This window comes from Sinorhizobium sp. RAC02 (genome assembly GCF_001713395.1).
In the GTDB taxonomy this organism is placed as follows: domain Bacteria; phylum Pseudomonadota; class Alphaproteobacteria; order Rhizobiales; family Rhizobiaceae; genus Shinella.
On record NZ_CP016450.1, the window covers coordinates 3569075 to 3593467 of the forward strand.

General features: G+C 63.7%; 25 protein-coding genes and 1 tRNA gene. 10 read left to right on the forward strand and 16 right to left on the reverse strand.

Features of this window, described 5'->3' with window-relative positions; genetic code table 11:
- Positions 1–36: 36 nt before the first annotated feature.
- The 4 genes from BSY16_RS17135 (at position 37) to ubiG (ending at position 4711) form a co-directional block, all read left to right on the forward strand.
- On the forward strand, positions 37–1179 hold the full coding sequence (locus BSY16_RS17135; RefSeq protein ID WP_069060786.1) for an iron-containing alcohol dehydrogenase: 1143 nt from the start codon (positions 37–39) through the stop codon (positions 1177–1179).
- 9 nt (positions 1180–1188) lie between these two features.
- Complete coding sequence (locus tag BSY16_RS17140) at positions 1189–2688, forward strand: aldehyde dehydrogenase (protein ID WP_069060787.1); 1500 nt, start codon at positions 1189–1191, stop codon at positions 2686–2688.
- 75 nt (positions 2689–2763) lie between these two features.
- Positions 2764–3888 (forward strand): mandelate racemase/muconate lactonizing enzyme family protein, encoded by a 1125-nt coding sequence (locus BSY16_RS17145; RefSeq protein ID WP_069061601.1) that lies wholly within the window; start codon positions 2764–2766, stop codon positions 3886–3888.
- 73 nt (positions 3889–3961) lie between these two features.
- Positions 3962–4711, forward strand: coding sequence for a bifunctional 2-polyprenyl-6-hydroxyphenol methylase/3-demethylubiquinol 3-O-methyltransferase UbiG (gene ubiG, locus BSY16_RS17150; protein ID WP_069060788.1), 750 nt, complete (start codon positions 3962–3964; stop codon positions 4709–4711).
- On the opposite strand, the gene BSY16_RS17155 is transcribed toward ubiG, so the two are convergent.
- The 5 genes from BSY16_RS17155 to BSY16_RS17175 are packed head-to-tail and all read right to left on the reverse strand — an operon-like array spanning position 4712 to position 7668.
- On the reverse strand, positions 4712–5290 hold the full coding sequence (locus BSY16_RS17155) for a DUF3291 domain-containing protein (protein ID WP_069060789.1): 579 nt from the start codon (positions 5288–5290) through the stop codon (positions 4712–4714).
- Complete coding sequence (locus tag BSY16_RS17160; RefSeq protein WP_069060790.1) at positions 5290–5718, reverse strand: DUF1178 family protein; 429 nt, start codon at positions 5716–5718, stop codon at positions 5290–5292. The genes BSY16_RS17155 and BSY16_RS17160 overlap by 1 nt, the downstream gene beginning before the upstream one ends.
- Complete coding sequence (locus BSY16_RS17165) at positions 5715–6572, reverse strand: carbon-nitrogen hydrolase family protein (protein WP_069060791.1); 858 nt, start codon at positions 6570–6572, stop codon at positions 5715–5717. Before BSY16_RS17165 ends, BSY16_RS17160 begins: the two co-directional genes overlap by 4 nt.
- A gap of 11 nt (positions 6573–6583) precedes the next feature.
- On the reverse strand, positions 6584–6841 hold the full coding sequence (gene grxC / locus BSY16_RS17170; protein ID WP_069060792.1) for a glutaredoxin 3: 258 nt from the start codon (positions 6839–6841) through the stop codon (positions 6584–6586).
- A 35-nt stretch (positions 6842–6876) separates the two neighbouring features.
- Entirely contained in the window at positions 6877–7668 is a 792-nt protein-coding gene (locus BSY16_RS17175) for a ComF family protein (RefSeq protein WP_069060793.1), read from the reverse strand.
- 61 nt (positions 7669–7729) lie between these two features.
- On the opposite strand from BSY16_RS17175, the gene BSY16_RS17180 reads away from it, so the two are divergent.
- Complete coding sequence (locus tag BSY16_RS17180; RefSeq protein WP_069060794.1) at positions 7730–8599, forward strand: methyltransferase domain-containing protein; 870 nt, start codon at positions 7730–7732, stop codon at positions 8597–8599.
- 5 nt (positions 8600–8604) lie between these two features.
- Here BSY16_RS17180 and BSY16_RS17185 read toward each other — a convergent pair whose 3' ends face one another.
- The 6 genes from BSY16_RS17185 to BSY16_RS17210 all read right to left on the reverse strand — a co-directional run bounded on the left by BSY16_RS17185 (position 8605) and on the right by BSY16_RS17210 (position 12733).
- The gene (locus tag BSY16_RS17185; RefSeq protein ID WP_069060795.1) at positions 8605–8784 is read right to left on the reverse strand and encodes a Flp family type IVb pilin; all 180 of its coding nucleotides are present in this window, start codon (positions 8782–8784) and stop codon (positions 8605–8607) included.
- Between the two features lie 44 nt (positions 8785–8828).
- Positions 8829–9146, reverse strand: a complete 318-nt coding sequence (locus BSY16_RS17190) for a hypothetical protein (RefSeq protein ID WP_069060796.1) — start codon at positions 9144–9146, stop codon at positions 8829–8831.
- A 108-nt stretch (positions 9147–9254) separates the two neighbouring features.
- On the reverse strand, positions 9255–9677 hold the full coding sequence (gene mutT / locus BSY16_RS17195) for an 8-oxo-dGTP diphosphatase MutT (protein WP_069060797.1): 423 nt from the start codon (positions 9675–9677) through the stop codon (positions 9255–9257).
- On the reverse strand, positions 9674–10432 hold the full coding sequence (locus tag BSY16_RS17200) for a GNAT family N-acetyltransferase (protein ID WP_083242937.1): 759 nt from the start codon (positions 10430–10432) through the stop codon (positions 9674–9676). Before BSY16_RS17200 ends, mutT begins: the two co-directional genes overlap by 4 nt.
- 37 nt (positions 10433–10469) lie before the next feature.
- Positions 10470–11702, reverse strand: a complete 1233-nt coding sequence (argJ, locus tag BSY16_RS17205) for a bifunctional glutamate N-acetyltransferase/amino-acid acetyltransferase ArgJ (RefSeq protein ID WP_069060799.1) — start codon at positions 11700–11702, stop codon at positions 10470–10472.
- 131 nt (positions 11703–11833) lie between these two features.
- Positions 11834–12733: a peptidylprolyl isomerase gene (locus BSY16_RS17210; protein WP_069060800.1), complete on the reverse strand. Its 900-nt coding sequence runs from the start codon at positions 12731–12733 to the stop codon at positions 11834–11836.
- Positions 12734–12967: 234 nt separating this feature from the next.
- Here BSY16_RS17210 and secA point away from each other — a divergent pair, with 234 nt between their 5' ends.
- From secA to BSY16_RS17225, 3 genes are all read left to right on the forward strand, one after another.
- Positions 12968–15694, forward strand: coding sequence for a preprotein translocase subunit SecA (gene secA, locus BSY16_RS17215; protein ID WP_069060801.1), 2727 nt, complete (start codon positions 12968–12970; stop codon positions 15692–15694).
- Between the two features lie 144 nt (positions 15695–15838).
- The gene (locus tag BSY16_RS17220) at positions 15839–17266 is read left to right on the forward strand and encodes a lipopolysaccharide biosynthesis protein (RefSeq protein ID WP_069060802.1); all 1428 of its coding nucleotides are present in this window, start codon (positions 15839–15841) and stop codon (positions 17264–17266) included.
- Positions 17256–18527: a GNAT family N-acetyltransferase gene (locus BSY16_RS17225; RefSeq protein WP_069060803.1), complete on the forward strand. Its 1272-nt coding sequence runs from the start codon at positions 17256–17258 to the stop codon at positions 18525–18527. Before BSY16_RS17220 ends, BSY16_RS17225 begins: the two co-directional genes overlap by 11 nt.
- A 69-nt stretch (positions 18528–18596) precedes the next feature.
- Here the strand turns inward: BSY16_RS17225 and BSY16_RS17230 are convergent, their stop codons facing one another.
- A complete protein-coding gene (locus BSY16_RS17230) occupies positions 18597–20240 on the reverse strand; it encodes an AMP-binding protein (protein ID WP_069060804.1) in 1644 nt (547 codons plus the stop codon).
- A gap of 74 nt (positions 20241–20314) precedes the next feature.
- Positions 20315–20578 (reverse strand): BON domain-containing protein, encoded by a 264-nt coding sequence (locus BSY16_RS17235; protein ID WP_069060805.1) that lies wholly within the window; start codon positions 20576–20578, stop codon positions 20315–20317.
- 199 nt (positions 20579–20777) lie between these two features.
- Here BSY16_RS17235 and BSY16_RS17240 point away from each other — a divergent pair, with 199 nt between their 5' ends.
- The gene (locus BSY16_RS17240; protein WP_069060806.1) at positions 20778–21638 is read left to right on the forward strand and encodes a hypothetical protein; all 861 of its coding nucleotides are present in this window, start codon (positions 20778–20780) and stop codon (positions 21636–21638) included.
- On the opposite strand, the gene BSY16_RS31980 is transcribed toward BSY16_RS17240, so the two are convergent.
- Together BSY16_RS31980 and BSY16_RS17245 are read right to left on the reverse strand one after the other, a co-directional pair.
- Positions 21639–22613, reverse strand: coding sequence for a hypothetical protein (locus tag BSY16_RS31980; protein ID WP_150129988.1), 975 nt, complete (start codon positions 22611–22613; stop codon positions 21639–21641).
- A gap of 315 nt (positions 22614–22928) precedes the next feature.
- A tRNA-Leu gene (locus BSY16_RS17245) sits at positions 22929–23013 on the reverse strand.
- A 164-nt stretch (positions 23014–23177) separates the two neighbouring features.
- On the opposite strand from BSY16_RS17245, the gene BSY16_RS17250 reads away from it, so the two are divergent.
- Positions 23178–23693, forward strand: coding sequence for a disulfide bond formation protein B (locus tag BSY16_RS17250; RefSeq protein WP_502696012.1), 516 nt, complete (start codon positions 23178–23180; stop codon positions 23691–23693).
- 69 nt (positions 23694–23762) lie between these two features.
- Here the strand turns inward: BSY16_RS17250 and BSY16_RS17255 are convergent, their stop codons facing one another.
- Positions 23763–24320: an HNH endonuclease gene (locus BSY16_RS17255; RefSeq protein WP_069060808.1), complete on the reverse strand. Its 558-nt coding sequence runs from the start codon at positions 24318–24320 to the stop codon at positions 23763–23765.
- Positions 24321–24393 lie beyond the last annotated feature (73 nt).

Sequence of the window (24393 nt, forward strand, 5' to 3'; positions counted from 1 at the left end):
GATGCACGGTTCGGCAAATCAATCCGGGGTGTTCTCGTGAAGTTCGCAACGTCTTTCGTGCCTGATATCCGCTTTGGTGAAGGTGTTCATGACACCATCGCCGCGTCTGCCCGCGCGCTCGGCGCCGAAAAGGTCCTCATCGTCATCGATGGTTTTCTCGCGGGGAATGGTCTTGGCGAGCGTCTCGCTGCCCAGTTTGCAGCGGAAGGCGTGAGCGCGGCGTTCTTTTCCGACTTTGCGGGCGAACCGAAACTGGCCCATGTCAGGGCGGCGACGGACGCCGCGCGCGGCAAGGATCTCGTCGTCGGCATCGGCGGCGGCTCGGCGCTCGATATCGCGAAGATTGCGGCTTGTGCGGCGGCGGCGGATGCAGATCCGATGCACTACGCGCTGGCCGCCAATCCGCTTCCCAACAAGCCGCTGAAGAAGATCATGGTGCCGACCACGGCGGGCACGGGGTCCGAGACCTCGGCGACGACGATCTTTGCCGGGCCGGAGGGCAAGAAACTCTGGATCTGGGGGCCGGAAACCAAGGCCGATCTCGTGCTGCTCGATCCGGGGCTGACGGTGACGCTGCCGGCCAGCCTCACCGCCTGGTGCGGGCTCGATGCCTTCGTGCACGCCTTCGAGGCGGCGACCAACCGCAACGCCCATGCGGGTGCGGCGCTCTATGCCCATGCCGCTTTGCGCCTTCTCACCGAGGCGCTGGAGACGGCGGTGAAGACCCCGGCGGATATCGAGGCGCGCGGCAAGGTGCTGCTCGGCTCGTGTTATGCCGGCGTGGCGATTGACAATTGCGGCACCGCGGTCGCGCACAATATCAGCCACGCGCTTGCAGGCCTTGCGCCGTTGCATCACGGGCTGGCCACGGCGCTCGGATTCGAGGCGACGCTTGCCTGGCTCGTGGAGGCGGATACCGCGGATCTTGCCGCCGCCGCGCGTGCCTGCGGCCTCTCCGATGCGGCGATGCTGCCCGGTTTCGTCGGCGACCTGATGGATCGCTGCGGCATTGTCCGCGCGTTGCCGAAAACCTTTGCCGCCTTCACCGCCGATGATCTCGCCCGCGAGATGCGCGCACCGGAGAACCAGCCGATGCGCCGCTCGACGATCCGCGACATTGCCGACGCCGATATCGATAAGATGGCCGCCGCGATGATGGCCCTGCCCAAGACGCTCTGAGGACCTGACATGACCGAACAGTTCAGCCGTGCCTATTGGGAAGACCGCCTTGCCGGGCTCTCGTTCGACCGCGGACATTTCATCGACGGCAAGGTGCAGCCTGCCGCGTCCGGCCGAACGTTCGTGCGCACGCGCCCGATGGACGGCCAGCCGGGTGCCGTGCTGGCGCAGGGAGATGCGGCGGATGTCGACCTGGCCGTCGCCTCGGCGCGCAACGCCTTTGCAAGCGCCGTATGGCGCGGCAAGGAACCGCTGGAAAAGAAGAAGATCATGCTAGCCTGGACGGAGCTGATCCGTACCCATGGCGAGGAACTGGCGCTGCTGGAGACGCTCGATGTCGGCAAGCCGGTGCAGGCGTCGCTCGGCGTCGACGTGCGGCTCTGCGCTGATGGTATCCAGTATTACGGCGAGATGATCGACAAGCTCTATGACGAGATCGCGCCGACGGGGCCGAAGGCCCGGGCGCTGGTGCGGAAGGTGCCGATCGGTGTCGTCGCGGCGATCACGCCGTGGAACTATCCGATGATCATCGACGCGTGGAAGCTTGGTCCGGCGATCGCGGCCGGCAATTCCGTCGTGCTGAAGCCGGCCGAACAGTCCTCGCTCTCGGCGTTGAGGCTGGCGGAACTGGCGATCGAGGCGGGTCTTCCCCCCGGCGTCTTCAACGTCGTCACCGGCTTCGGCGAAGAGGTCGGCAAGCCGCTTGCGCTGCACATGGATGTCGACATGGTCGCCTTCACCGGCTCGACCGAGGTCGGCAAGCTGATCATGGGGTATGCGGCGCAATCGAACCTCAAGCGCGTGGCGCTGGAGCTTGGCGGCAAGTCGCCGCTCGTCGTGTTCGAGGATGCGGATCTGGATGCGGCGGCGAGTGCAGCCGCCTGGGGTTGCTTCTACAATTCCGGCGAGACCTGCCACGCCGCCACCCGCCTCGTCGTGCAGCGCTCGGTGCAGGACACGCTGATCGAGAAGATCGAGGCGGTGGTGAAGCGCGAGATTGCGCTCGCACACCCCTTCGAGCCCTCGGCGCAGATCGGCGCGCTGATCGAGGCGGAGCATATGGACAAGGTGCTCGGGCTGATCGCCATTGGCGAGAAGGATGGCGGGCGTCGTGCTTTCGGGGCGGAACGGGTGCTGTCGGAAACTGGCGGCTATTATGTCTCGCCCGGCGTCATCACCGATGTGACGAACGACATGCGCATCGCCCGCCAGGAGATTTTCGGACCCGTGCTGGCGGCTATTGCCTTCGACACGGAGGAGGAGGCGCTGGCGATCGCCAACGACACGATCTATGGGCTGGCCGGCGCGGTCTTCACCCGCGACATGGACCGGGCGCACCGCTTCTCCGAAGCGATCCATGCCGGCACGGTGTGGATCAACACCTACGACATGTCGAATTTCGCGACACCCTTCGGCGGCTTCAAGCAATCCGGCTTCGGCCGCGACCGTTCGGTGCATGCGATCGACAAATACTGCGACTACAAGACGATCTGGCAGCAGTTCGGCTGAGCTTTTTGTTTTTTCGCAGTTCCCACGGAAAACCGCTTCACACTTTTCCTGGAACTGCTCTTGAAGGGGGAAGGCATGAGCAAGATCGTTTCCATCGGGATCAGCCACCACCGGCTGCCGCTCGATCCGCCGTTCAAGGCCAGCTGGGATGGCCGGCCGCGCCGGCATTTCGACGCAACGATCGTGCGCGTGACGGACGACGAGGGCCGCGAGGGCATCGGCTCCGGCGACCTGATGAAGGGGTTCGAGGGGCACGACGACCTGTTCATCGGCCAGGACCCACGCCATCTCGAACGGCACTACGAGGTGCTGTCGCATATCAACTTCCACTATGGCCGCTGCTGGCCGCTGGATCTCGCGCTCTGGGACCTTGCCGGCAAGGTGACGGGCGAGCCGGTCTGGCGCATGCTGGGCGGCCGGGCTGATCGCGTTCGGCTCTATGCCTCCTCCGGCGTGCTGCGCGAGCCCTCCGCCATGGCGGACCAGGCGGAGCGCTATATCGAAGAGGGTTTTCCGGCGATGAAGGTGCGCTTCTCGTCGTCTGCCGGCGGCCGGAATGGCTGGCGCGACGACGTCAAGGCGCTGGAGGCAATCCGGGCGCGCGTCGGCGACCGACTGGAACTGATGGTCGACTGCAACCAGGGTTGGCGCATGCCCTGGGACACGACGCTACCCTGGACCTTCAAGGATGCGCTCGTCGTTGCGCGCGAACTGGAACGGCTCGGCATCTACTGGATGGAGGAGCCGCTGCACCGCTCCGACCGCAAGGGCATGAAGGCGCTGAAGGAGGCGACCGACATCCGCATCGCTGGCGGCGAGATGACGCGGGAACTCTACGAATTCCGCGACATCATCGAGGAACGCGCCTTCGACGTCATCCAGCCGGACGTGGCGCTGGTCGGCGGCATTACCGGTTGCCGGCGGCTCGCCTTCCAGGCGCGCGAGGCGGGTGTCACCTTCACGCCGCACTCCTGGACGAACGGCATCGGCGTGCTGGCCAACGCGCACCTGACGGCGGGGGCGGGGGACGCGCCCTTCCTCGAATATCCCTATGACACGCCGGAATGGAGCGAGGCGCGTCGCGACTATCCGCTTGCAACGCCGCTGCGCCATGAAAATGGCTGGCTGCTGCTTGGCGAGGCACCCGGCCTTGGCATCGTGCTCGACGAAGCGCGGCTCAAGGCAACGCGGCTCGGCTGAGACGCTTCGCCCTCTTGACATCCGCCCCGTGGAGGCCGACTTCACGGGGATACGGACGCGAAGGAGACGAGCCATGAGCGAGGCAGCCCGCACGACGATCGACCAGGCGGAAGTCGACCGCTTTTCGGCGATGGCCGCCGAGTGGTGGGACCCGACCGGCAAGTTCCGTCCGCTGCACAAGTTCAACCCGGTTCGCCTCACCTATATCCGCGATCTCGTCTCCGCCCAGTTCGGCCGTGACCCGAAGGCGCATCGCCCGCTCGAGGGGCTCCGCATCCTCGATATTGGCTGCGGCGGCGGTCTGCTCTCCGAGCCGATGGCGCGCATGGGGGCGGATGTGCTGGGTGCCGATGCATCCGAAAAGAACATCGGCATCGCCAAGGCGCATGCGGCCGGCAGCGGCGTGCCGGTCGATTACCGGGCGGTGACGGCCGAGGCGCTGGCGGAAGCCGGCGAGACCTTTGACGTCGTGCTCAATATGGAAGTGGTCGAGCACGTCTCCGACGTCGAATTCTTCCTCACCACCTGCGCCTCCATGGTGCGTCCCGGCGGCATGACGTTCGTCGCCACGATCAACCGCACCATGAAAGCGGCGGCGCTGGCGATTTTTGCCGCGGAAAACGTGCTGCGCTGGCTGCCGCGCGGCACGCATCAATATGAAAAGCTGGTGCGCCCGGAAGAGATCGAGAAGCCGCTTACGGCTTCGGGCCTGACGGTGACGGACCGGACCGGCGTGTTCTTCAATCCGCTGCTCAATCAGTGGAACCTGTCGAAGGACATGGACGTCAACTACATGATGGTCGCCCGCCGCGCCTCCGTGTAGTCAAGGTTTCAGGGCCCTCGCAACGGCAAGCAGGTCTTCCTGTCCGGGCGCATTGCGTTCGGCCTTTGCCTTCACACGGTCGCGGTCGATGGCGACGGGGTTGCCGTCCGGACAGAAGGCGATCTTGAAGGTGAAGGCGCGCGGCGTCGGGCCGTTGTCGTGCAGGTATTCCAGCCGCTCCGCACCGTCGGCCCAGACGGGCCGCAAACCGTCCGGCACCCACCATAAAACGAGCGAAGGCCAGGCCTGCTTCTGGTTCCAGTTGCGGGCGTATTTCAGCGCGTCGGCGTGCACGCCGTTATAGGTGAAGGCCATCAGCGCTTCGAGGTCGGTCCAGAGCGACAGCGAGGAGGGTGCGTCTTCGAAGCCGCTGCCCTTGATGAAGCGGGGATAGACCTTCTCGCCCCAGCTTTCCGGTCCCGGCACGTCGTCATAGCCCGAGCGGCCGACATAGCCGTCTGCCCGCCGTGCCGCCTCGAAGTTCAACGGCTCGCGCAGGCGAAATCCTTCGACGCGCGGGCTTTCGTAGTCATCGACATGGAGGCCGAAATTGTAGGCGGCGAGGTGATGGCCGCGCATCAGTTCGTATCGTCAGGCAGGACGGGGAGGGGGGCGACTTCGACGCCTTCTTCCAGCAGGTCGCGCACCTCTTCGGCGGAGGCGCGGCCGATCAGGCCCCGCTGCTCGGTTTCGCCATAGTGGATCTTGCGGGCCTCCTCGGGGAAGCGCTCGCCGACATCCTCGGAATTGGCACGGATGGAGGTGACGACCTCCCGGAGCTTCGCCATCATTTCCTTCTGGCCGGCCTGCACGACGAGTTCCTGGCGGCGCTCCTTCTTGCGGGCGGTCGAGACGGACGGAGCCATCAGGCGCTTGGCGACGTGGGCGGAGCCGCAGGACGGGCAGGAGACGAGCGCCATCGTCTGCTGGCGGTCGAAATCGCCCGCCGAGCCGAACCATCCTTCGAAGGCGTGCCCGTTGTCACAGGAAAGCTCGTAGCGGATCAAGCGGCAACGCCTCCCTTCGCGGGCTCGCCCGCCACATCGAGGGTGAAGGCGCGGCCGTTGCGTAGGTTCGGGATCTTGTCATGCGCGGCCTTGACGGCGGCAGGGTCGACCTCGGCGAGCACGATCGCCTCGCCGGTGCCGCCGGCCGAGGCAAGAACGCGGCCCCACGGGTCGATGATCATCGAATGGCCGAAGGTCTCGCGGCCGTCCTCGTGCACGCCCGCTTGCGCTGCGGCGATGATGTAGACGCCGTTCTCGATGGCGCGGGCGCGCAGCAGTGTTTCCCAATGCGCCTCGCCGGTCTGGCGGGTGAAGGCGGCGGGCACGGAGATGATCTCGGCGCCGGCCTGGGCCTGCGTCTTGAAGAGTTCCGGGAAGCGCACGTCGTAGCAGATGGCGAAGCCGAGCTTGGCGAAGGGCAGGTCGGCCATGCGCGCAACGGCACCCGGCGAATAGACCGCGCTCTCGCGCCAGCTCTCGCCATTGTCGAGATCGACGTCGAACATGTGGATCTTGTCGTAGCTGCAGACTTTTTCGCCGTCCGGGCCGAACAGGAAGCCACGGTTGGCGACCTTGCCGTCGGAAAGCGCGATGGCCGTCGAGCCGACATGCACATGGATGCCGAGTTCTCTGGCAAGCGCGGCAGCGGCCGCGACCACGAGGTCGTCGTCCTCCGAGCGGAGGATGGCTTTAAGCCCGGTGCGATCCCGCTGGAGGGCACCGGTCATCTCCGGTGTCTGGACATAGACGGCGCCCTTGGCGGCCGCCTCGCGCACGAGGCGCCGCATCGCTTCCACGTTGCGGACGGGATCGGTCCCGGAGCACATCTGGACGGCGGCGATCGTGACGGTCATGGATTGTCTCCCTACGCTGCCAGCAGCGCGTCGAGTTCGCCGGCGCGTTCCAGCGCATGCAGGTCGTCGCAGCCGCCGACATGGCGGTCCTTGATGAAGATCTGCGGGAAGGTTGTGCGGCCGTTGGCGCGCTTGATCATTTCCTGGCGCACTTCCGGTGCATAGGTTGCGTCATGCTCCTCGAAGGCCACGCCCTTGGTCTCGAGAAGTTTCTTGGCGGCGCTGCAATAGCCGCAGAACTGACGCGTATAGATGACGACCGAAGCCATAGTTTGCTGCTCCAAAGCTTGGAAAACCTTGTCTTTCATATAGGTCCGGGAAGCGCCCTTGCAAAGGTCAAAACGGTGACGTCGGCAACGCCAGCGCGTTTCAGGATGCGGGTGACCGCCGCGACGGTGGCGCCGGTTGTGTAGACGTCGTCGACGAGCACGACGCGGCGGCCGAACAGTTTCTCGCGGCCTTCCGGCGTAATGGCGAAGGCGCCGCGCACGTTTTCCTCGCGGGCGCGGGGGCCGAGGCCGATCTGACGGCGGGTGCGTTTCGTGCGACGCACGGCGTCGATGAGCACCGGTTTGCCGGAAAGGTCTGCAAGGGCGCGTGCGAGTTCGGCGGCCTGGTTGAACTTGCGCCAGAGCAGACGGAAGCGGTGCAGGGGAACGGGCACGATGAGATCGGCCGCCTGCACGCTGCCGTCGCCGGCGCGTAGCATCCATTGCGCCATCATTGGCGCCAGGTCGGTTCGGTCGCGGTATTTCAGCGAATGCACCAGCACGCGGGCGAGGTCGTCATAGAGCGCGACGGAGCGCAGCCTGTCGAAGGGCGGCGGATTGGCGATGGCATCGGCGCTGAGGATGCCGGGGCCGAGATCGTGCGAGAAGGGTGTACCGAGCACCTCGCAATAGGGGCGTTCGATGAAAGCGAGCTTCGCCCAGCAGTGAGGGCAGAGGCTGGCGCTGCTGCCGAGCAGTACGCCGCACCCGGCGCAGGCCGGCGGGTAGACGAGGTCGAGGGCGGCACCTGCAAGGCCGCGCAACCGGCGGGCGGCGACCAGCCGGAGCGGGATTGCCGGCAATGCCTCGGCCTCGATTTCGCCCATGCGGTTGACAATAGTCTCTCCCAATGGCCAAAGCGATGGGATTCCGAACTGGATTTTGACGATGGAAACGCTCTTCGACCACGCCCTCATCGACATGCACCGGCTGCGCGCCCTCAAGGACGGGCCGGCGGATTTCCTGCTCGACGTGGTGGCGCGGGAACTGGCCGAGCGTCTCAGCGTCATCGACCGACGCTTCGAGCGGGCGGTGGAGCTGCATGGCCATACCGGCGCCGTTGCGCGGGCGATTGCCGAAACGGGCAAGGTGGATGCCATCGAGCGGATCGAGAGCGACCGGCGCTTTGCCACGCCCGGTGCCGAGTTTACCGTCTCGCCGCTGGAAACGGTGCCGCTGGCGCCGCAATCGGCAAACCTCATCGTGTCGCCGCTCGCTTTGCACCTCACCAATGACACGCCGGGGGTTTTTGTGCAGATACGCCGGGCGCTGAAGCCGGACGGGCTGTTTCTCGCGGCGATCCCGGGCAATGGCACCTTGCAGGAACTCCGCGAGGTTCTGCTTGCGGCGGAAAGCGAGATGACCGGTGGGGCGAGCCCGAGGGTCGTGCCTTTCCCGGACGTGCGCGACATCGGCGCATTGCTCCAGCGCGGCGGCTTCGCCCTGCCGGTGACGGACAAGGAGACCTATACGGTCCGCTACGATTCGATCTTTCCGCTGATGAAGGACCTGCGCGCCATGGGCATGGCCAATCCGCTTGCCGGTCGCAGCCGCAGGCCTTTGGCACGCGGCGTGCTGCTAAGGGCGGCGGAGCTTTATGCGCAACGCTTTTCCGATCCCGACGGGCGCATCCGCGCGACCTTTTCGGTCATCTATGTCTCTGGCTGGGCGCCGCATGAAAGCCAGCAGAAACCGCTGAAGCCCGGCTCGGCGACGATGCGCCTGGCCGATGCGCTCAAGCAGACCGGGCAGGAATAACCGCGTTAATTCCGTGCAGATTCGATGCTGGTCGTGACCGTGTTGAAGACATTTCCGAGGCTGCCGCTGAAGGCCTGCAGACCGGCCAGGAGACCGATGGCGATGAGCCCCGCGAGGAGCCCGTATTCGACAGCTGTCGCGCCATTGCAGCTTGAGAGGAATGATTTCAGCAGCCTGCGCACCATTCATCTCTCCTGCGTGCTTCGAGCACTTGAGGTTTCCTGTCGGCTCAGCAGCCGCTGCCCTGACCATTGCCGCTGACGATGCAGACGGCGCCCGGCATTTCCTGCAGTACGCTTCGGCGTACCGTGTATCGCTTGGTTCCATCCGTCGGGATCGAGCCCGTCGAGATCATGTCGAAGTCGTCCGGCACGTTCGCGATCATGCGCTTGTCGGTCTTCGCGGAGAGGACCGGGGTGAGGACAAGCGCAAGTGCTATCACGGCAGTACCGAAGAGCAGAGCAAGGTTCAGAGCACCGGTCCGGGTATCTCCGGCCGGCGTGTAATCCTTCTCCTGAACGGCTTTCCAGAAGTCATCGTCACGCATCACAGGGTCTCGTAGGCATTGCAACGTTCAAAGCTAATCTTTGAACGACGGTGCTAAACGATTGCTTAACGGGAAACGAAAAATGCAGGGTTATTTCCTGCCGAACGCTTAAAGAAGATCCATCAGGAAGGGGATCAGCGGTTCGTCGGCCGGCGGCATCGGATAATCGCGCAGCGCCTTCGGCCGCACCCACTTGATCGCCTGTCCTTCACGGCCGTGGGCGGTGCCCTCGAACCGGCGACAGACATAGAGCGGCATCAAAAGGTGGAAGTCGTCATAGGTGTGGCTGGCGAAGGTCAGCGGCGCGAGGCAGGCGACCTTCGTCTGGATGCCGAGTTCTTCGTCCAGTTCACGGATCAGCGTCTCTTCCGGCGTTTCGCCGGCCTCGACCTTGCCGCCCGGGAACTCCCAGAGACCCGCGAGCGATTTGCCCTCGGGGCGTTGTGCCAGAAGGATACGGCCATCGGCATCGACGAGCGCGCAGGCGGCGACGAGCAGGATGCGGCGGGGCTTGGGCGTCGGTTCGGTCATGCCGCGGCAGGTCCCCGGTAGCTGTACTCGTAGACGTCCTGGAAGCCGGCGCGGCGGTAGAGCGCGATGGCCGCCGCATTGTCCGCCTCGACCTGCACCCAGGCATGGCGGGCGCCCTTGAGCTTGGCCCAGCGCAGGCTCGCATGCAGGATCGCGGTGCCGAGGCCCTGGCCGCGCCGCTCTTCTGCGGCGCCGAGCTGGAGGATGCCGACCAGATCATTGTCGTGCACGGCGATCGTTACGGCCGTCGGGCCGAACTCCGCTTCCTCGAAGATGAAGAGGCCGGTTTCCGGCTTGATGGCGTTGATGATCTCGGTCAGGCCGGGCTTCAGCGCCGGGTCGTCGCCGGCAACGCGGATGCGCGCATCGACGAAGCGGCCGACATCGCGGCTCGGCAGGTGGTCGAGGCCTTCATCACGGGGAAGGGTGGCAAGGTCGGCCATCATGACGACGGTATGGCCGTCGTCGACCCAGCCGGCCTCGTCCATGAAGTCGATGAGTTTTGGCGGCGTCAGCGGCGTCTGGCGCACGAGCAGTGGCCGACCGTAATCGGCGAAACGCTTTGCCGCCTTTTGCAGGCGGATGTCGATGTCGCGGTAGTCGAACGGATCGAGCGGATTTACCGAATTCAGCCGGCGGGAGGGGTGGCCGGCCGTCAGCCGGCAGAGCCAGCTTCCGTCATACTGCACCGAGGCTGCCGGCCAGGCACGAAAACCGACGGCCTCGAGCCGGCGGACTTTGGGGAGATCATTCATCGTCTTTTGTCCGGAGGGGGTCACGCGGGTCCCGGCCTCAGCTACGGTAGTCGCCGTTGATCTCGACATATTCCTTGGTCAGGTCGCAGGTCCAGACCGTCGCCTTTCCATTGCCGAGGCCGATCTCGACGCGGACGGGGATGTCCTGCTTCTGCATGACGGCCGTCGTCGCATCTTCGGAATAGGAAGGATCACGTTCGCCATCGACGGCAACGCGCACGTCGCCGAACCAGATGGCGAGGCGGTCGCGGTCAGCCATCTCGCCGGATTTGCCGACGGCCATGACGATGCGGCCCCAATTGGCGTCCTCGCCGGCAACCGCGGTCTTGACGAGCGGCGAATTGGCGATCGACAGCGCGATGCGCTTGGCGGCGGCGTCGCTCTCAGCGCCTTCGACGGTGACTTCGACCATCTTGCGCGCGCCTTCGCCGTCACGCACGACCTGAAGCGCCAGGTCGCGCAGAAGGTCGTTGAGGGCGGCGCGGAAACCGTCGAGCGATGCGTCGTCGGCCGTTACCAGCTGCTGGCCATCGACGGCGCCGGTCGCAAACAGCATCAGCGTGTCGGAGGTCGAGGTGTCGCTGTCGACGGTGACGGCATTGAAGGTCGGGCCGACGCCGGCCGACAGCAGGGATTGCAGCACCGGTGCCGGGATGTCGGCGTCGGTGACGACGAAGGAGAGCATGGTCGCCATGTCGGGCGCGATCATGCCGGCGCCCTTGGCGATACCGTTGATGCGGACGGTAACGCCGCCGAGGTCTGCGGTGCGGGTGGCGACCTTCGGATAGGTATCTGTCGTCATGATCGCCTTGGCGGCCTCGAACCAGAAATCCTCCGCGCCGGAGGCGGCGAGGCCATCAAGCACGCCGGAGAATTTTGTGGCGTCGAGCGGTTCGCCGATGACGCCCGTCGAGGCGAGGAAGACTTCGTTCTCGGCACAGCCGATCGCCTTGGCGGCCGCTTCGGCGGTCAGCTTCGCCGATTCGCGGCCCTTGCGGCCGGTAAAGGCATTGGCATTGCCGGAATTGACGACCACCGCACGGGCGACGCCGCCGGCCAGGTTGGCCCGGCAGAAATCGACCGGGGCGGAAGGGCATTTCGAGCGGGTGAAGACGCCTGCGACCGCCGCGGGGCGATCGAAGACCATCATCAGCACGTCCGTCCGGTTCTTGTACTTGATCCCTGCGGCGGCGGTCGCCATGCGCACGCCGCGGACCGGCGGCATATCGGCATAGGTTTTCGGGGCAAGCGGGGAGATCGAGCCGGACATCGTGCATTCCTGTTTGAGGAAAGGCCCGACGGGAGCCGGGCCGGCCTGTTTGAAGAAAGGCCCGACGGTAGACAGCCGGGCCGGCCTTGAGTGAATGAGGCCCGGCGGAAAACGCCGGGCCGTTGTCGTTCTTACTGCTGGCCTTCGATGGCCGGTGCGGGTTCGCCTTCGCCTGCAGCTTCCGCCTTGTTAACCGCGTCGTAAGCGGTCTTCAGCGCCGGATCCTGGATGTCGATCGATGCTGCAGCCTTGGCCTTTTCCAGAAGCTCAAGATACTTGTCGCGCATGACGAGCTGACGAACCTGGGGCTCGACCTGGTCGAGTGCCGGGGGCTGCTGCTTGCGCTTGTCCTCGATCTTGATGACGTGGAAGCCGAACTGCGACTTGACCGGCACCTTGGAATAGGCGCCCTTTTCGAGGGCAAAGGCGGCGGTTTCGAATTCCGGAACCATGCGGCCCTTGGCGAAGTAACCGAGGTCGCCACCTTCCGACTTGTTCGGATCGGTCGACTTCGCCTTGGCGATCTCGACGAAATCCTTGCCGGCATCGAGCTCGGCGATCACGGCCTTGGCTTCTTCCTCGGTCTTGACGAGAATGTGGCGGGCGCGGATTTCGTCTTCCGGCGTGATGGCGGAGACTTCCTTTTCGTAGCGCGCCTTCACGTCTTCCGGCGTGACGGCATCAACGACGTGCTTCTTGAAATAGGCGTTGTGCAGTTCGCGATCGGTGAGGAAAGCGAGGCGCTGCTTGAATTCGGCGTCGTCCTTCAGGCCTTCCTTGTCGGCATCGGCGGCAAGCAACTTGACGTCGATGATCGAGGAAAGGGCGGCGACGCGCTTCTGCTCGTCCGGCAGGTTGGCGAGCTGCGGGTCGAGGCCGGCGATTGCGAGCTTCAGTTCCGATTCGTGGATCTCGAGCGCGCCGACCTTGGCAACGACCGGATCGGCGGCGGCGTCCTGTGCACGGACGCTCGTGCTTGCGGCGACGATCGCGATCAGGGCGACTGCCGCGAGCTTGCTGTACTTCAACATAGAGAAAGACCTTTCACATCCTCGCCGGAATCAAGCGGATATCCGGTGCCAAACGGCTCAACACCACCAGAATGTGGCAGTTGTGCAACCGCCTGAGCCGTTGACATCATTCGACCCCCCTCTTATCTGTCACGCAATCCCGCGTCCAGATCAGTTTCCGGGCGTTTCACGGCTTTGCGCGCAATTCCTACGACCTGTCACGCGCCGGGTGCCCACAAAGAAAGGACCATCCTGATGGTCAGCCTCGGCGGCATAGCCCGCAAGTTGTTCGGTTCCTCGAACGATCGTCGCATCCGCTCCTATAGTCCGCGTGTCGACGCCATCAATGCGCTGGAACCGCAGATGAAAGCGCTCTCCGACGACGCATTGCGTGCGAAGACCGTGGAATTCCGCGAGCAGCTCGCCGCGGGCAAGACGCTCGACGACATTCTGGTGCCGGCCTTCGCGGTCGCCCGCGAGGCGGCCTTGCGTGTTCTGGGGTTGCGTCCCTTCGACGTCCAGCTGATCGGCGGCATGATCCTGCACGAGAAGTCGATCGCCGAAATGAAGACCGGTGAAGGCAAGACGCTCGTCGCGACGCTTCCCGTCTACTTGAACGCGCTCGCCGGCAAGGGCGTGCATGTCGTGACCGTCAACGACTATCTCGCCACCCGCGACAGCGCGCTGATGGGCAAGATCTACGGCTTCCTCGGCATGACGACCGGCGTCATCATGCACGGGCTTGACGACGACCAGCGCCGCGCGGCCTATGGCTGCGACATCACCTACGCAACGAACAACGAACTCGGCTTCGACTATCTGCGCGACAACATGAAGTACGAGCGCGGCCAGATGGTCCAGCGCGGGCACTTCTTTGCCATCGTCGACGAAGTGGATTCGATCCTCGTCGACGAAGCGCGCACGCCGCTGATCATTTCCGGCCCGCTCGACGACCGCTCCGATCTCTACACCACCATCGATGCCTACATTCCGCTGCTCGATGAAGGGGATTATGAGATCGACGAGAAGCAGCGCTCCGCCAACTTCTCGGAAGTCGGCACGGAGAAGCTCGAAAACCTGCTGCGTCAGGCGGGGCTTCTGAAGGGCGAATCGCTCTATGACGTCGAGAACGTCGCGATCGTGCACCACATCAACAACGCGCTGAAGGCCCACAAGCTCTTCACCCGCGACAAGGACTACATCGTCCGCAACGACGAGATCGTCATCATCGACGAGTTCACCGGCCGCATGATGCCGGGCCGCCGCTATTCGGAAGGCCAGCACCAGGCGCTGGAAGCCAAGGAAAAGGTCACGATCCAGCCGGAAAACCAGACGCTGGCCTCGATCACCTTCCAGAACTATTTCCGCATGTATTCCAAGCTCGGCGGCATGACGGGTACGGCTTCGACGGAAGCCGAGGAATTCGGCAACATCTACGGCCTCGACGTCGTGGAGGTACCGACCAACCTGCCGATCAAGCGCCTCGACGAGGACGATGAGGTCTACCGGACCGTCGAAGAAAAATACAAGGCGATCATCCAGGAGATCAAGGACGCCCGCGAGAAGGGCCAGCCGGTTCTCGTCGGCACGACCTCGATCGAAAAGTCCGAATACCTTGCCGAGCGCCTCAAGATGGCCGGCTTCAAGGACTTCCAGGTGCTGAACGCCCGCTACCACGAGCAGGAAGCCTATATCGTTTCGCAGGCCGGCGTACCGGGTGCGGTGACGATCGCCACCAACATGGCTGGTCGCGGTACCGACATCCAGCTCGGCGGCAACCTCGAAATGCGTCTCGAGCGCGAGCTTGCCGAGATGGAGCCGGGTCCCGAGCGTGACGCCAAGCGCGAATCGGTGATTGCCGAGGTCAAGAAGCTGAAGGAGCAGGCGCTTGCCGGCGGCGGACTCTATGTTCTTGCCACCGAACGTCACGAAAGCCGCCGCATCGACAACCAGCTGCGCGGTCGTTCCGGCCGTCAGGGCGACCCGGGCCGCTCGAAGTTCTTCCTGTCGCTGCAGGACGACCTGATGCGCATCTTCGGTTCCGAGCGCATGGATTCCATGCTGCAGAAGCTCGGCCTCAAGGAAGGCGAGGCGATCGTCCATCCCTGGATCAACAAGGCACTGGAACGCGCGCAGAAGAAGGTCGAAGCCCGCAACTTCGACATCCGTAAGAACCTCCTGAAGTATGACGACGTGCTGAACGACCAGCGCAAGGTGATCTTCGAACAGCGCATCGAGCTGATGGACAGCGAGAACCTGTCGGAAATCGTCACCGACATGCGCAACGAAGTGGTCGAGAATCTCGTCCGCCTGAACATTCCGGAAAACGCCTATGCCGAGCAGTGGAACGTTGCGGGCCTGAAGGCCGGCGTCGTCGAACAGCTCAATCTCGACCTGCCGATCGAGGCCTGGGCGGCCGAGGAAGGCATCGACGAGAAGGACATTCTCGAGCGCCTGCACAAGGCAGCCGACGATGCCGCCGCCGACCGTGCCGAACGCTTCGGCGCGGAAATCATGACCTATGTCGAGCGCTCCGTGCTGCTCCAGACACTGGACCTTCTGTGGCGCGAGCACATCGTCAACCTCGACCATCTGCGCTCCGTCATCGGCTTCCGCGGCTATGCCCAGCGTGATCCGTTGCAGGAATACAAGGCGGAAGCCTTCGAACTCTTCCAGGCGCTGCTGGCGAACCTTCGCCAGACGGTCACGGCACAGCTGATGCGCGTCGAGCTCGTGCGCCAGGCCGCCGATGGACCGGCACCGTCCCTGCCGGCCATGGAAGGCCACCATATCGACGGCACGACCGGCGAGGACGATTTCGGCGAAGGCAATGGCGGCGGCTTCATGGCGGTTGGCGTCGAGCCGGAGAACCGCGACCCGAACGATCCGTCGAGCTGGGGCCGCGTCTCGCGCAACGAGCCCTGCCCCTGCGGTTCCGGCAAGAAATACAAACATTGCCACGGCGCGTTCGAACAGGCCTGATCGCAAAGACTGAAAATGCCGCCTTCGGGCGGCATTTTCTTTGTCCGGCCAAGGCGCGTGACGCCGCGATCCAACCGTTTGTTAACCCTGATCTGACAAGACTGACGCTGTTGAGTTCTGCGTAGCGTTTGGGTTCCTGTGTTGATGGCGGTCATTCAATCGGCTGAGAGGTTGCTGCCATCCGGCCTGCGCGGCAAGGCGGAGCCGCTCACGCGTGCGCTCGCGACGATCCTGTCCAGCGATGATCCCCGCAACCTCGCCCAGCGCATGGCGCTCATTGCCTTTGCCATCCGGGTTGCCAGCGCTGCCATCGCCTTCCTGACGCAGATCGTGCTGGCCCGGGTGATGGGCGAGTTCGAATACGGCATCTTCGTTTTCGTCTGGGCGCTCATCGTCATCGTCGGCGACATGTCCTGTCTCGGCTTCCACACGACGGTCGTGCGCTTCCTGCCCGACTATGTCGGCCGCAGCGCGCTTGCGGAAATCCGCGGGCTTACCTCCACCGCCCGCATCTTCGCCATTCTGTCCTCGACCACGCTTGCGGTGCTCGGGTTCCTCTGCCTCTGGTTTTTCCGCGATTCCTTTGCCAGCTACTACGTCCTGCCGCTGTTCATCGGCCTGTTTTGCATGCCGATGATCGCGCTCGGCGACGTGCTGGAAAGCACCGCGCGCGCCCATAGCTGGGCGGTGGTGGCGCTGAGCCCCACCTATATCGTCCGCCCGCTGCTGATCCTCGTCTTCATGGTGCTCGCGGTGACGCTCGGCGCGCCGCATACGGCCCTGACGGCGATGACCGCGGCGCTGGCCGCGACCTACCTCACCACGGTCGTGCAGTTCTTCAACATCGTCTACCGGCTCGGCAAACGCTATGTCGCAGGCCCGCGCAAGATCGAGTTCTCGCTCTGGATCAAGGCGGCGCTGCCGATCTTCTTGATCGAAGGGTTCGGCTTCCTGCTTACCAATTCCGACGTCATCGTCGTCGGTCTCTTCCTCGATCCGGAAAGTGTGGCCATCTATTTCGCCGCGGCAAAAACCATGGCGCTCGTGCACTTCGTGTTCTTCTCCGTAAAGGCCGCCGCAGCCCCGCGTTTTTCGGCCATGTTCTCCGCGGGTGACCGCGTAGCCCTTGCGCGCTTTGCCGGTGAAACTGTGCGCTGGAGTTTCTGGCCGTCGCTCGTCGTTGGCGGCGTGGTGCTGCTGTCTGGCCATCTGCTGCTGTCGCTCTTCGGGCCGGCTTTCACGGCCGGCTGGAGCCTGATGTTCATTCTCTTTGCCGGCATTCTCGCCAAGGCGCTTGTGGGGCCGGGCGAAGTGCTGCTCACCATGTGCGGTGAACAGCGGCTCTGTGTCGGCGTCTATGCCGTGGCGCTTACGGCAAACATCCTCTTCAACGTCACGCTCATTCCGCTCTTCGGCCTGACGGGCGCCGCCATCGCGACGGCGGGCGCCATGGTCGTCGAGGCGCTGCTTTTGCACATCGTGGTGCGCACCAAACTTTCCATCATTCTCTTCGCCTTCGCCAATCCGGTGAAGGCGAGCCTCGTCAACGGGATGGACCATCATGACCGATAGCCACGGCATCGACCACGCCATCGCGGCAGGGCGCGCCCAGGCCGCTATCCCGCCAGCCCCGCCACTGGCACAACCGCCGGCCGACCAGCGTTTCATCGTCGGGCGGCCGGGCCGCTCGCTGGCGCTCTATCCGGCAACGGCGGGCTATGAGCTGCAGCAGGAACTCGATTTCCTGTCGAACCGCGTCATGGAGCCGAACGTCTTCTTTACGGGACGGTTCCTGGCGCCGGCCATGCCGCGCCTGGAGGATCGCACCGTGCGGCTCTCGGTCATCCGCGACGAGGGCGACGGGCGCAGCCGCATGCGTTTCCTGATGCCGTTCTCCGTGGAAAAGCCGGGTTTCTCCATCGGCTCCAGCATCCTGCGTGCCTGGTCGAACCCGTTTGGGCCGCTCGGCACGCCGCTCGTCGATGCCGAGGATGCGGCTGAAACGCTGGACAATTTCCTCGAAGCGCTCGGTGGGCCGGGCACTGGCCTGCCGCCGATCCTCGTCCTGCCGGACCTGCGCCTCAACGGTGCCTTCGCCCAGTTGCTGCGCGCGGTCGCGATCGGCCGCAACCTGCCGGTCACCATCACCGATACCTATCGTCGGCCGATGCTGGACAGCCTGCTCGATGGCCAGACCTATCTGCAGAATGCCATCTCGCCCGAGCATTTCCGCGAGCTGCGCCGGCAATGGCGCCGGCTCGATGCAATGGGCGAGCTCAGCTACAATGTCGCCCGCCAGCCCGCCGACATCCGCCTGCGCATGGAAGAATTCCTGCTGCTCGAGGCGGCCGGCTGGAAGGGACGCGGCCGCACGGCGATGATCAACGACCGGTATCGCGCCGCCTTTGCCCGCGAGGCGATCAGCAATCTTGCGGAAACCGACGGCGTGCGCATCCACACGCTCGATCTCGACGGGCGCGCCATCGCCTCGATGATCGTCTTCATGACGGGCGGCGAGGCCTATACGTGGAAGACGGCCTATGACGAGGCGTTTGCGAAATATTCGCCCGGCAAGCTGCTCGTCGCGGAACTGACCGAATGGCACCTCGACGACGCGAACATCGCGCGGTCGGATTCCTGTGCGGTGCCGGACCATCCGGTCATGAGCCGCTTCTGGGAAGAGCGCGAGGACATGGGTACGCTCGTCGTCGGGCTGCAACAGAACCGTGACCGCGACGTCCGCCAGACGGCGGCACAGCTTCACCTTTACCGCAACACGCGCAATGTCGCGCGGCTGCTGCGCGACAAGATCCGGTCGCTGGCGCGGCGTTAGACGCGTCCGCTTTTCGTGTTTGACGTAATTCCAAACGCTAAACCGCTGCGCACCTTTGCCGGAATTGCTCTAGGCCGCGAACGGCGCCTCTTCCGCCGCGCGCTTGCGCAGCAGGTGGCGGATGACCTTGCCGGAGGTCGTCAGTGGCAGGGATTCGACGAAATCCACTTCGCGGGGATATTCGTGCATGGAAAGCCGTGATTTCACCCAGTCGCGGATGTCGGAGGCGAGCGCTTCCGAGGGTGCCTCTCCCGGGCGCAGCATGACATAGGCCTTGACGATCTCGGTGCGAACCGGATCCGGTTTGCCGACGGCGGCGGCAAGCTGCACGGCCGGATGACCGGCGAGGCAATCCTCGATCTCGCTCGGGCCGATGCGGTAGCCGGAGGAGGTGATGACATCGTCGTCGCGGCCGAAGAAGGTGACGTAGCCTTCCTCGTCCATGCGGCCGAGGTCGCCGGTCGTCATCCAGTCACCGATGAATTTTTCCGCCGTCGCCGTCTCGTTTCTCCAGTAGCCGAGGAACATCACGGGATCGGGCCGTTTGACCGCGACCTGGCCGACCGTGTCGCGTGGCACTTCCCGGCCCTCGGCGTCGATGATCGCGACGGCATGGCCGGGCACCGCCTTGCCGATCGGGCCGGGCCGCGACACGCCGAGCTTGCCGATCGAGCCGAGCACGATGTTGCACTCGGTCTGGCCGTAGAATTCGTTGATGGTGATGCCGAGCGTGTCGCGGACCCACTCCCAGGTCTCGCGGCCGAGCGATTCGCCGGCCGAGCCGATGGTGCGCAGGTTCAGCCGATATTTTTCGCGCGGGTTTGCGACGCTCTTCATCAGCCGCAGCGCCGTCGGCGGGATGAAGGCATTGCGCACGTCCATGTCCTGCATGATGCGGTAGGCCATGTCCGGATCGAATTTCTGCCCTGGCGAGGAGACGACCGGCACGCCGAGCAGCAGGGCCGGCAGCAGCACGTTGAGCAGGCCCCCCGCCCAGGCCCAGTCGGAGGGCGTCCAGATGCGGTCGCCCGGCTGCGGCAGGAACTCGTGATGCATCTGGAAACCCGGCACATGGCCGAGCAGCACCCGGTGGCCATGCAGGGCACCCTTCGGCGGGCCGGTCGTGCCCGAGGTATAGATCATCATCGCCGGGTCGTCCGGGCCGCTGTCGACCGCCTCGAACGGACCGGCGTGGCGGTCGACGAGGTCCTGAAAGGACTTCGCTGCCGGATCGCCGACCGGTTCGATCGTGATCACCAGATCAAGAGTCGGCAGCTCCGGCCGGATCGGCTGCAAACGGTCGAAACCGAAATGGTTGGTGACGATCGCCTTCGCCTCGGCGTTCTTCAGCCGGTAGAGCAGGGCATCGGCGCCGAACAGCAAGGCGAGCGGCAGGGCAATGGCGCCAAGTTTGTAGGTCGCCAGGTGCGCGATGACCGTCTCGAAACCCTGCGGCAGGAGGATCGCGACGCGGTCACCCCGGCTGACGCCTTCCGCAGCAAGCGCCGCCGCAAACGCGTCGGAGCGTGCGGCAAGCTCGCCATAGGTCATCGAAAGCGGCGGCGCATCCGGGCGGAAATGCTGAAGGCAGATACGCTCCGGTTCACGCTCGGCCCAGGCATTGGATACAGCGGTGCCGATGTTGAACCGTTCCGGGATATTCCAGCGGAAATCCCGGTACAGCGCATCATAGGTCGATCTCTCGGCGAGCATCCGGCGGCACTCCAGTTTGCTGCATTGCACCTAGCATTCCGGAGGGGCAGCCCGCAATGGCGCCTTTGTGGGGGTCAGAGCCAGGACAGGCGGTTGTCCACGCTGCTGACATTCGCAATGGACGCCGCGATTGCCGTCGCGCGCTCCGCCTCCTGCGGGGAGCTGATGTTGCCTGACAGAATGATCCGCGTGCCCTCGCAGGTCACGGTTACATCGGACGCATCCACGTCGCCGGCGACGGACAGGGCGTCAGCGACCGCCTGTTCGAGCCAGGCGGGGTGTGGTGCTTCGAAGTGTTCGGGTGGTTCACCCTTGAAGGTACCTTCTTTGAAGACCATGGAACGCTCCTGTGGTTGACTGAATGGAAACGCGGAAGGGGAGGATTTGTTCGGTGCTGTTTAGGGATGATTAGGACTGTTCCGAAGTCGGACAGATCCGCCCCGAATTGGGAGTTGTTGGCCTGTTTGGCGCAGGCTAAGCATCGGCTATCGCAACCGGGGATAGAGTATGAGTAATATCAATATTAGGGGTTTCTCTTTGAAATCCGGCGCAAATTTCAACAAATTCGTTTCTGAAAAGTTGCAGACAATCCTGGATTATGATCGCGAAGTTGCAAAGCCGACCTACCTCGAGTTTCGCGACGACAGCAAGAACTACATGAAGTTCAGCGGTACGAACCTGACGTACAAGGTCGTGGGTGGGGAAGTTTTTGGTGTCACCGGCGGCACGATCACGGCTTTCAAGGCCGTCTCCGACGGCATCGCCGTCCTCGACGTCACCAACCTTTCGCTGACGGGCAAGGCCTTGACGGCGGCGATCGACAGCGGCAGCACCGCGAAATTCCTCAACGCCTTCCTGTCCGGTGACGATGTCATCAAGGCGACCAACTATGCCGACGTCTTCTGGGGCGGCAATGGCAATGACACGCTCTACGGCTACAACGGCAACGACACGATGTCCGGCGGCAATGGCGTGGACAAGCTCTACGGTGGCGCTGGCAACGACACGCTGAAGGGTGATGCCGGCAATGACCGGCTGGAGGGTGGTGTCGGCGCGGACAAGCTCTATGGCGGTGCCGGTGCCGATACCTTCGTCTTCCTCTCGGTGCAGGATTCGACGGTTGCTGCGAGCGGGCGCGACACGATCTTCGATTTCAGTCAGAAGGAAAAAGACAGGATCGACCTCAAGGCGATCGACGCCGATGCCACGCTTGCCAAGGACCAGGCGTTCTCCTTCATCGGCAACAAGGCCTTCTCGAAGGATGCCGGCGAACTTCGTTACGTGAAGACTGGTGGCGACACCTATATTCAGGGGGACGTGAACGGCGATGGCAAGGCGGATTTTTCGATTGTGGTGGACGCGTCCATCACCTTCACCAAGGCAGATTTCATTCTCTGATCATCGCCCGCGGGCGGCCCCGTATTTCCGTTTATGGGGCCTAAAATGGTTGAGACCCAAGAGCGTGCACATCGCTCTCGGGTCCCCCTCACAACCGCATCCGGGGGTGTCTGCGGCTGCCCCCGTAAAATGCGGCACAGCAAAATTTGTTCCCGCTAAAAAATGATTTTTTGCAGGCTGCCCCGAATTTCGGCTTCCGTAGACGGGGATGTGATCGCGCTGAGGCCAAACCCAACAAGGCGCGGACGATAGGTTTTGATCGTCTGTCGGGTGCTTCAGCCGAGGGTCACGACCAAACCAGCTGCCGCAAAGCCCCGGGCGTAGTCTCCGAGCGGTGGGTACCATCCGGCACCTTGCGGCCCGGTCCCCCCAGGCGATTCGTTTATTGGCCAGGTGCCATTTGTTGAATTTTTCGCCGGCCCGCGCCGGGTAGTCCTGCAATTTGCAAAACACGTTCAGCCATGGATCGGCCGCCCAGACATCGACGGAAAGCGGACTTCCCGCCAACTCTTCCACTGTATTGTTCCCCAAATTCGCACATTTGACGCGCGGTCCGACAGCGCAGAAAACGTGGTCCGCCGGTGCCGCCAAAGAGACCAACGCCACTGGCGCAGGTTTTGGCTCCCCCAGCCTGACCCAGGCACTTGCTGCCGCGATCATTGCAAGTTCGCCGCAATTTGCCGCGACGGGACGCATACGAAGAAGCGCCTTCCCATCGCGCAAGAAATGGGTCGTCGGAATACCAAAACGTTCACGGAACCCGCCGAGCTGGCGAAGAGCAGCGCGCAGCTGATCTCCATGCGCCTGGTCGCTCTCGTCAAATGTCGCATCGAATTCCACCGGCGCATAGTTGTGCTGATTGGCGGCAAATGCGGAGTTTCCGTCTAAGTGGAGTTTGTTGCTGGATTTATATCCTGCTGCGTAAATATCTCTCGCAGCGCTAAAGCCAGTGCTAGCTGCTACCATGAAGGACATTGCGGCAAGCTCCCCTTTGAAAAACAATCATAGGTAATCATAAATGGTTCGGGGAGGGAAGGGACGAGGCGTAGTCCAGAGGGTTGCCGCCGAGGATTATTTAAAGCCATGGGAAGTATCGTCCTGCCAATCACAACCAAAGACGCTTAAACCGTCAGAGGCCCTCTACCGCGCGCCGAAAAGCCGGCCGTTGGATGGATTGTCACGGTATTTCTTCGAAAACGCCTGAAAAACCAGCCTTACCTAGGATAAGTTTGGTGCGCGATAGCGCGAACCAGCGCGATGGGTAGGTGGGCGGCGTCGCGCGGAAAAGAATGGTGCCCCATGCCGGAATCGAACCAGCACTCCTTTCGGAACTCGATTTTGAGTCGAGCGCGTCTACCAGTTCCGCCAATGGGGCACGGTACTGCAGCCATCGCCGTTTACACGAAGCGTTCGTGGGCGGCAACCGGGAAATCGGGGCTAAATGGGCCGATCACATATCCGTGCAGGTGATTTACAACGACGTGCCACCTGATAGAACTCGGCGCCGTTCGCCGGCACCCCCGCCGGCCCGATTGGACGATCCTGATGACGGCATTCCTCGACCTTTCCCGCAAGACATCCGCAGGCCTGCTTTCGCTCGGCATGGCGGCGACCGTGGGCGGCGCGCTCGCCTTCGAACATGTCGGCGGCTACATTCCCTGTGCGCTCTGCCTGCTGCAGCGGGATCCCTATTATTACGGCATTCCGGTCGCGGTTGCGGCGCTGGTCTCCGCCCTGTTCGGCGGCCCGGCCTGGCTGACGCGCCTGCTTTTGGCGATTGCCGGCATCATGATGCTGGTCGGTGCAGGCATGGGCGTCTATCACGCGGGCGTCGAGTGGAGTTTCTGGGAGGGGCCGGCGACCTGCGCGACCTCCGCCCAGGGCGTCACGCAGAATGCCGGTGACCTGCTGTCCGATCTCAACAGCAAGCACGGTCCGTCCTGCACGGAAGCCTCCTTCCGCTTCCTCGGCCTGTCCTTTGCCGGTTGGAATGTGATCGCAAGCCTCATCCTTGCCGCGATCGCCTTCAAGGGCGTGCGGTCCACGAAAGCCTGAGATGCCGCAACCCGTGGCGTCACGCATGTCGTCGCCGCAAAAGTGCCAGGCACTTTTGCGTGACCTGCGTCAGGGCTGCAGTTCGACGTCCCAGTAGAGATAGTCCATCCAGCTTTCATGCAGATAGTTGGGTGGAAACAGTCGCCCGTTGTTGTGCAGATCCTGAACCGTCGGCTGGTAGGGCTTCTGATGCGGGAACATGCCCGCCTGCTTCGGCAGCTTGCTGCCTTTTCTCAAATTGCACGGGGAGCAGGCCGCGACCACATTGTGCCAGGTCGTCTCGCCGCCATGGGCGCGCGGGATAACATGGTCAAAGGTCAGGTCGTCGGGCGTCCCGCAGTACTGGCATTCGAACTTGTCGCGCAGGAACACGTTGAACCGGGTGAAGGCCGGGTGGCGTGAAGGCTGCACGTAGGACTTGAGGCACACGACGCTCGGCAGGCGCATCGTGAAGCTCGGGGAGGAAACCGAATGGTCGTATTCGGCGATGATGTTTACGCGGTCAAGAAACACGGCCTTGATCGCGTCCTGCCAGGACCAAAGCGACAAGGGGTAATAACTCAGTGGCCGGTAGTCAGCATTCAAGACAAGAGCTGGCAGGGCCTGTGGTGAAACAGAAATCGTCAAGGGCTTCTCCTGATCGATTCGGCATCTGCTCTTCTATATTAGGCCCGTTGTTACAGCATTGTGAAGCGGGAAA

Coding starts and splice junctions, on each gene's coding strand:
- BSY16_RS17155 (WP_069060789.1), bottom strand. CDS start 5,290: ATGCGCGGCCATCACCTCGCCGCCTACAATTTCGGCCTCCATGTCGAT.
- BSY16_RS17175 (WP_069060793.1), bottom strand. CDS start 7,668: ATGGGCGAAATCGAGGCCGAGGCATTGCCGGCAATCCCGCTCCGGCTG.
- BSY16_RS17145 (WP_069061601.1), top strand. CDS start 2,764: ATGAGCAAGATCGTTTCCATCGGGATCAGCCACCACCGGCTGCCGCTC.
- BSY16_RS17180 (WP_069060794.1), top strand. CDS start 7,730: ATGGAAACGCTCTTCGACCACGCCCTCATCGACATGCACCGGCTGCGC.
- grxC (WP_069060792.1), bottom strand. CDS start 6,841: ATGGCTTCGGTCGTCATCTATACGCGTCAGTTCTGCGGCTATTGCAGC.
- BSY16_RS17165 (WP_069060791.1), bottom strand. CDS start 6,572: ATGACCGTCACGATCGCCGCCGTCCAGATGTGCTCCGGGACCGATCCC.
- secA (WP_069060801.1), top strand. CDS start 12,968: ATGGTCAGCCTCGGCGGCATAGCCCGCAAGTTGTTCGGTTCCTCGAAC.
- BSY16_RS17225 (WP_069060803.1), top strand. CDS start 17,256: ATGACCGATAGCCACGGCATCGACCACGCCATCGCGGCAGGGCGCGCC.
- BSY16_RS17230 (WP_069060804.1), bottom strand. CDS start 20,240: ATGCTCGCCGAGAGATCGACCTATGATGCGCTGTACCGGGATTTCCGC.
- argJ (WP_069060799.1), bottom strand. CDS start 11,702: ATGTCCGGCTCGATCTCCCCGCTTGCCCCGAAAACCTATGCCGATATG.
- BSY16_RS17210 (WP_069060800.1), bottom strand. CDS start 12,733: ATGTTGAAGTACAGCAAGCTCGCGGCAGTCGCCCTGATCGCGATCGTC.
- ubiG (WP_069060788.1), top strand. CDS start 3,962: ATGAGCGAGGCAGCCCGCACGACGATCGACCAGGCGGAAGTCGACCGC.
- BSY16_RS17220 (WP_069060802.1), top strand. CDS start 15,839: ATGGCGGTCATTCAATCGGCTGAGAGGTTGCTGCCATCCGGCCTGCGC.
- mutT (WP_069060797.1), bottom strand. CDS start 9,677: ATGACCGAACCGACGCCCAAGCCCCGCCGCATCCTGCTCGTCGCCGCC.
- BSY16_RS17190 (WP_069060796.1), bottom strand. CDS start 9,146: ATGCGTGACGATGACTTCTGGAAAGCCGTTCAGGAGAAGGATTACACG.
- BSY16_RS17235 (WP_069060805.1), bottom strand. CDS start 20,578: ATGGTCTTCAAAGAAGGTACCTTCAAGGGTGAACCACCCGAACACTTC.
- BSY16_RS17140 (WP_069060787.1), top strand. CDS start 1,189: ATGACCGAACAGTTCAGCCGTGCCTATTGGGAAGACCGCCTTGCCGGG.
- BSY16_RS17185 (WP_069060795.1), bottom strand. CDS start 8,784: ATGGTGCGCAGGCTGCTGAAATCATTCCTCTCAAGCTGCAATGGCGCG.
- BSY16_RS31980 (WP_150129988.1), bottom strand. CDS start 22,613: ATGTCCTTCATGGTAGCAGCTAGCACTGGCTTTAGCGCTGCGAGAGAT.
- BSY16_RS17200 (WP_083242937.1), bottom strand. CDS start 10,432: ATGAATGATCTCCCCAAAGTCCGCCGGCTCGAGGCCGTCGGTTTTCGT.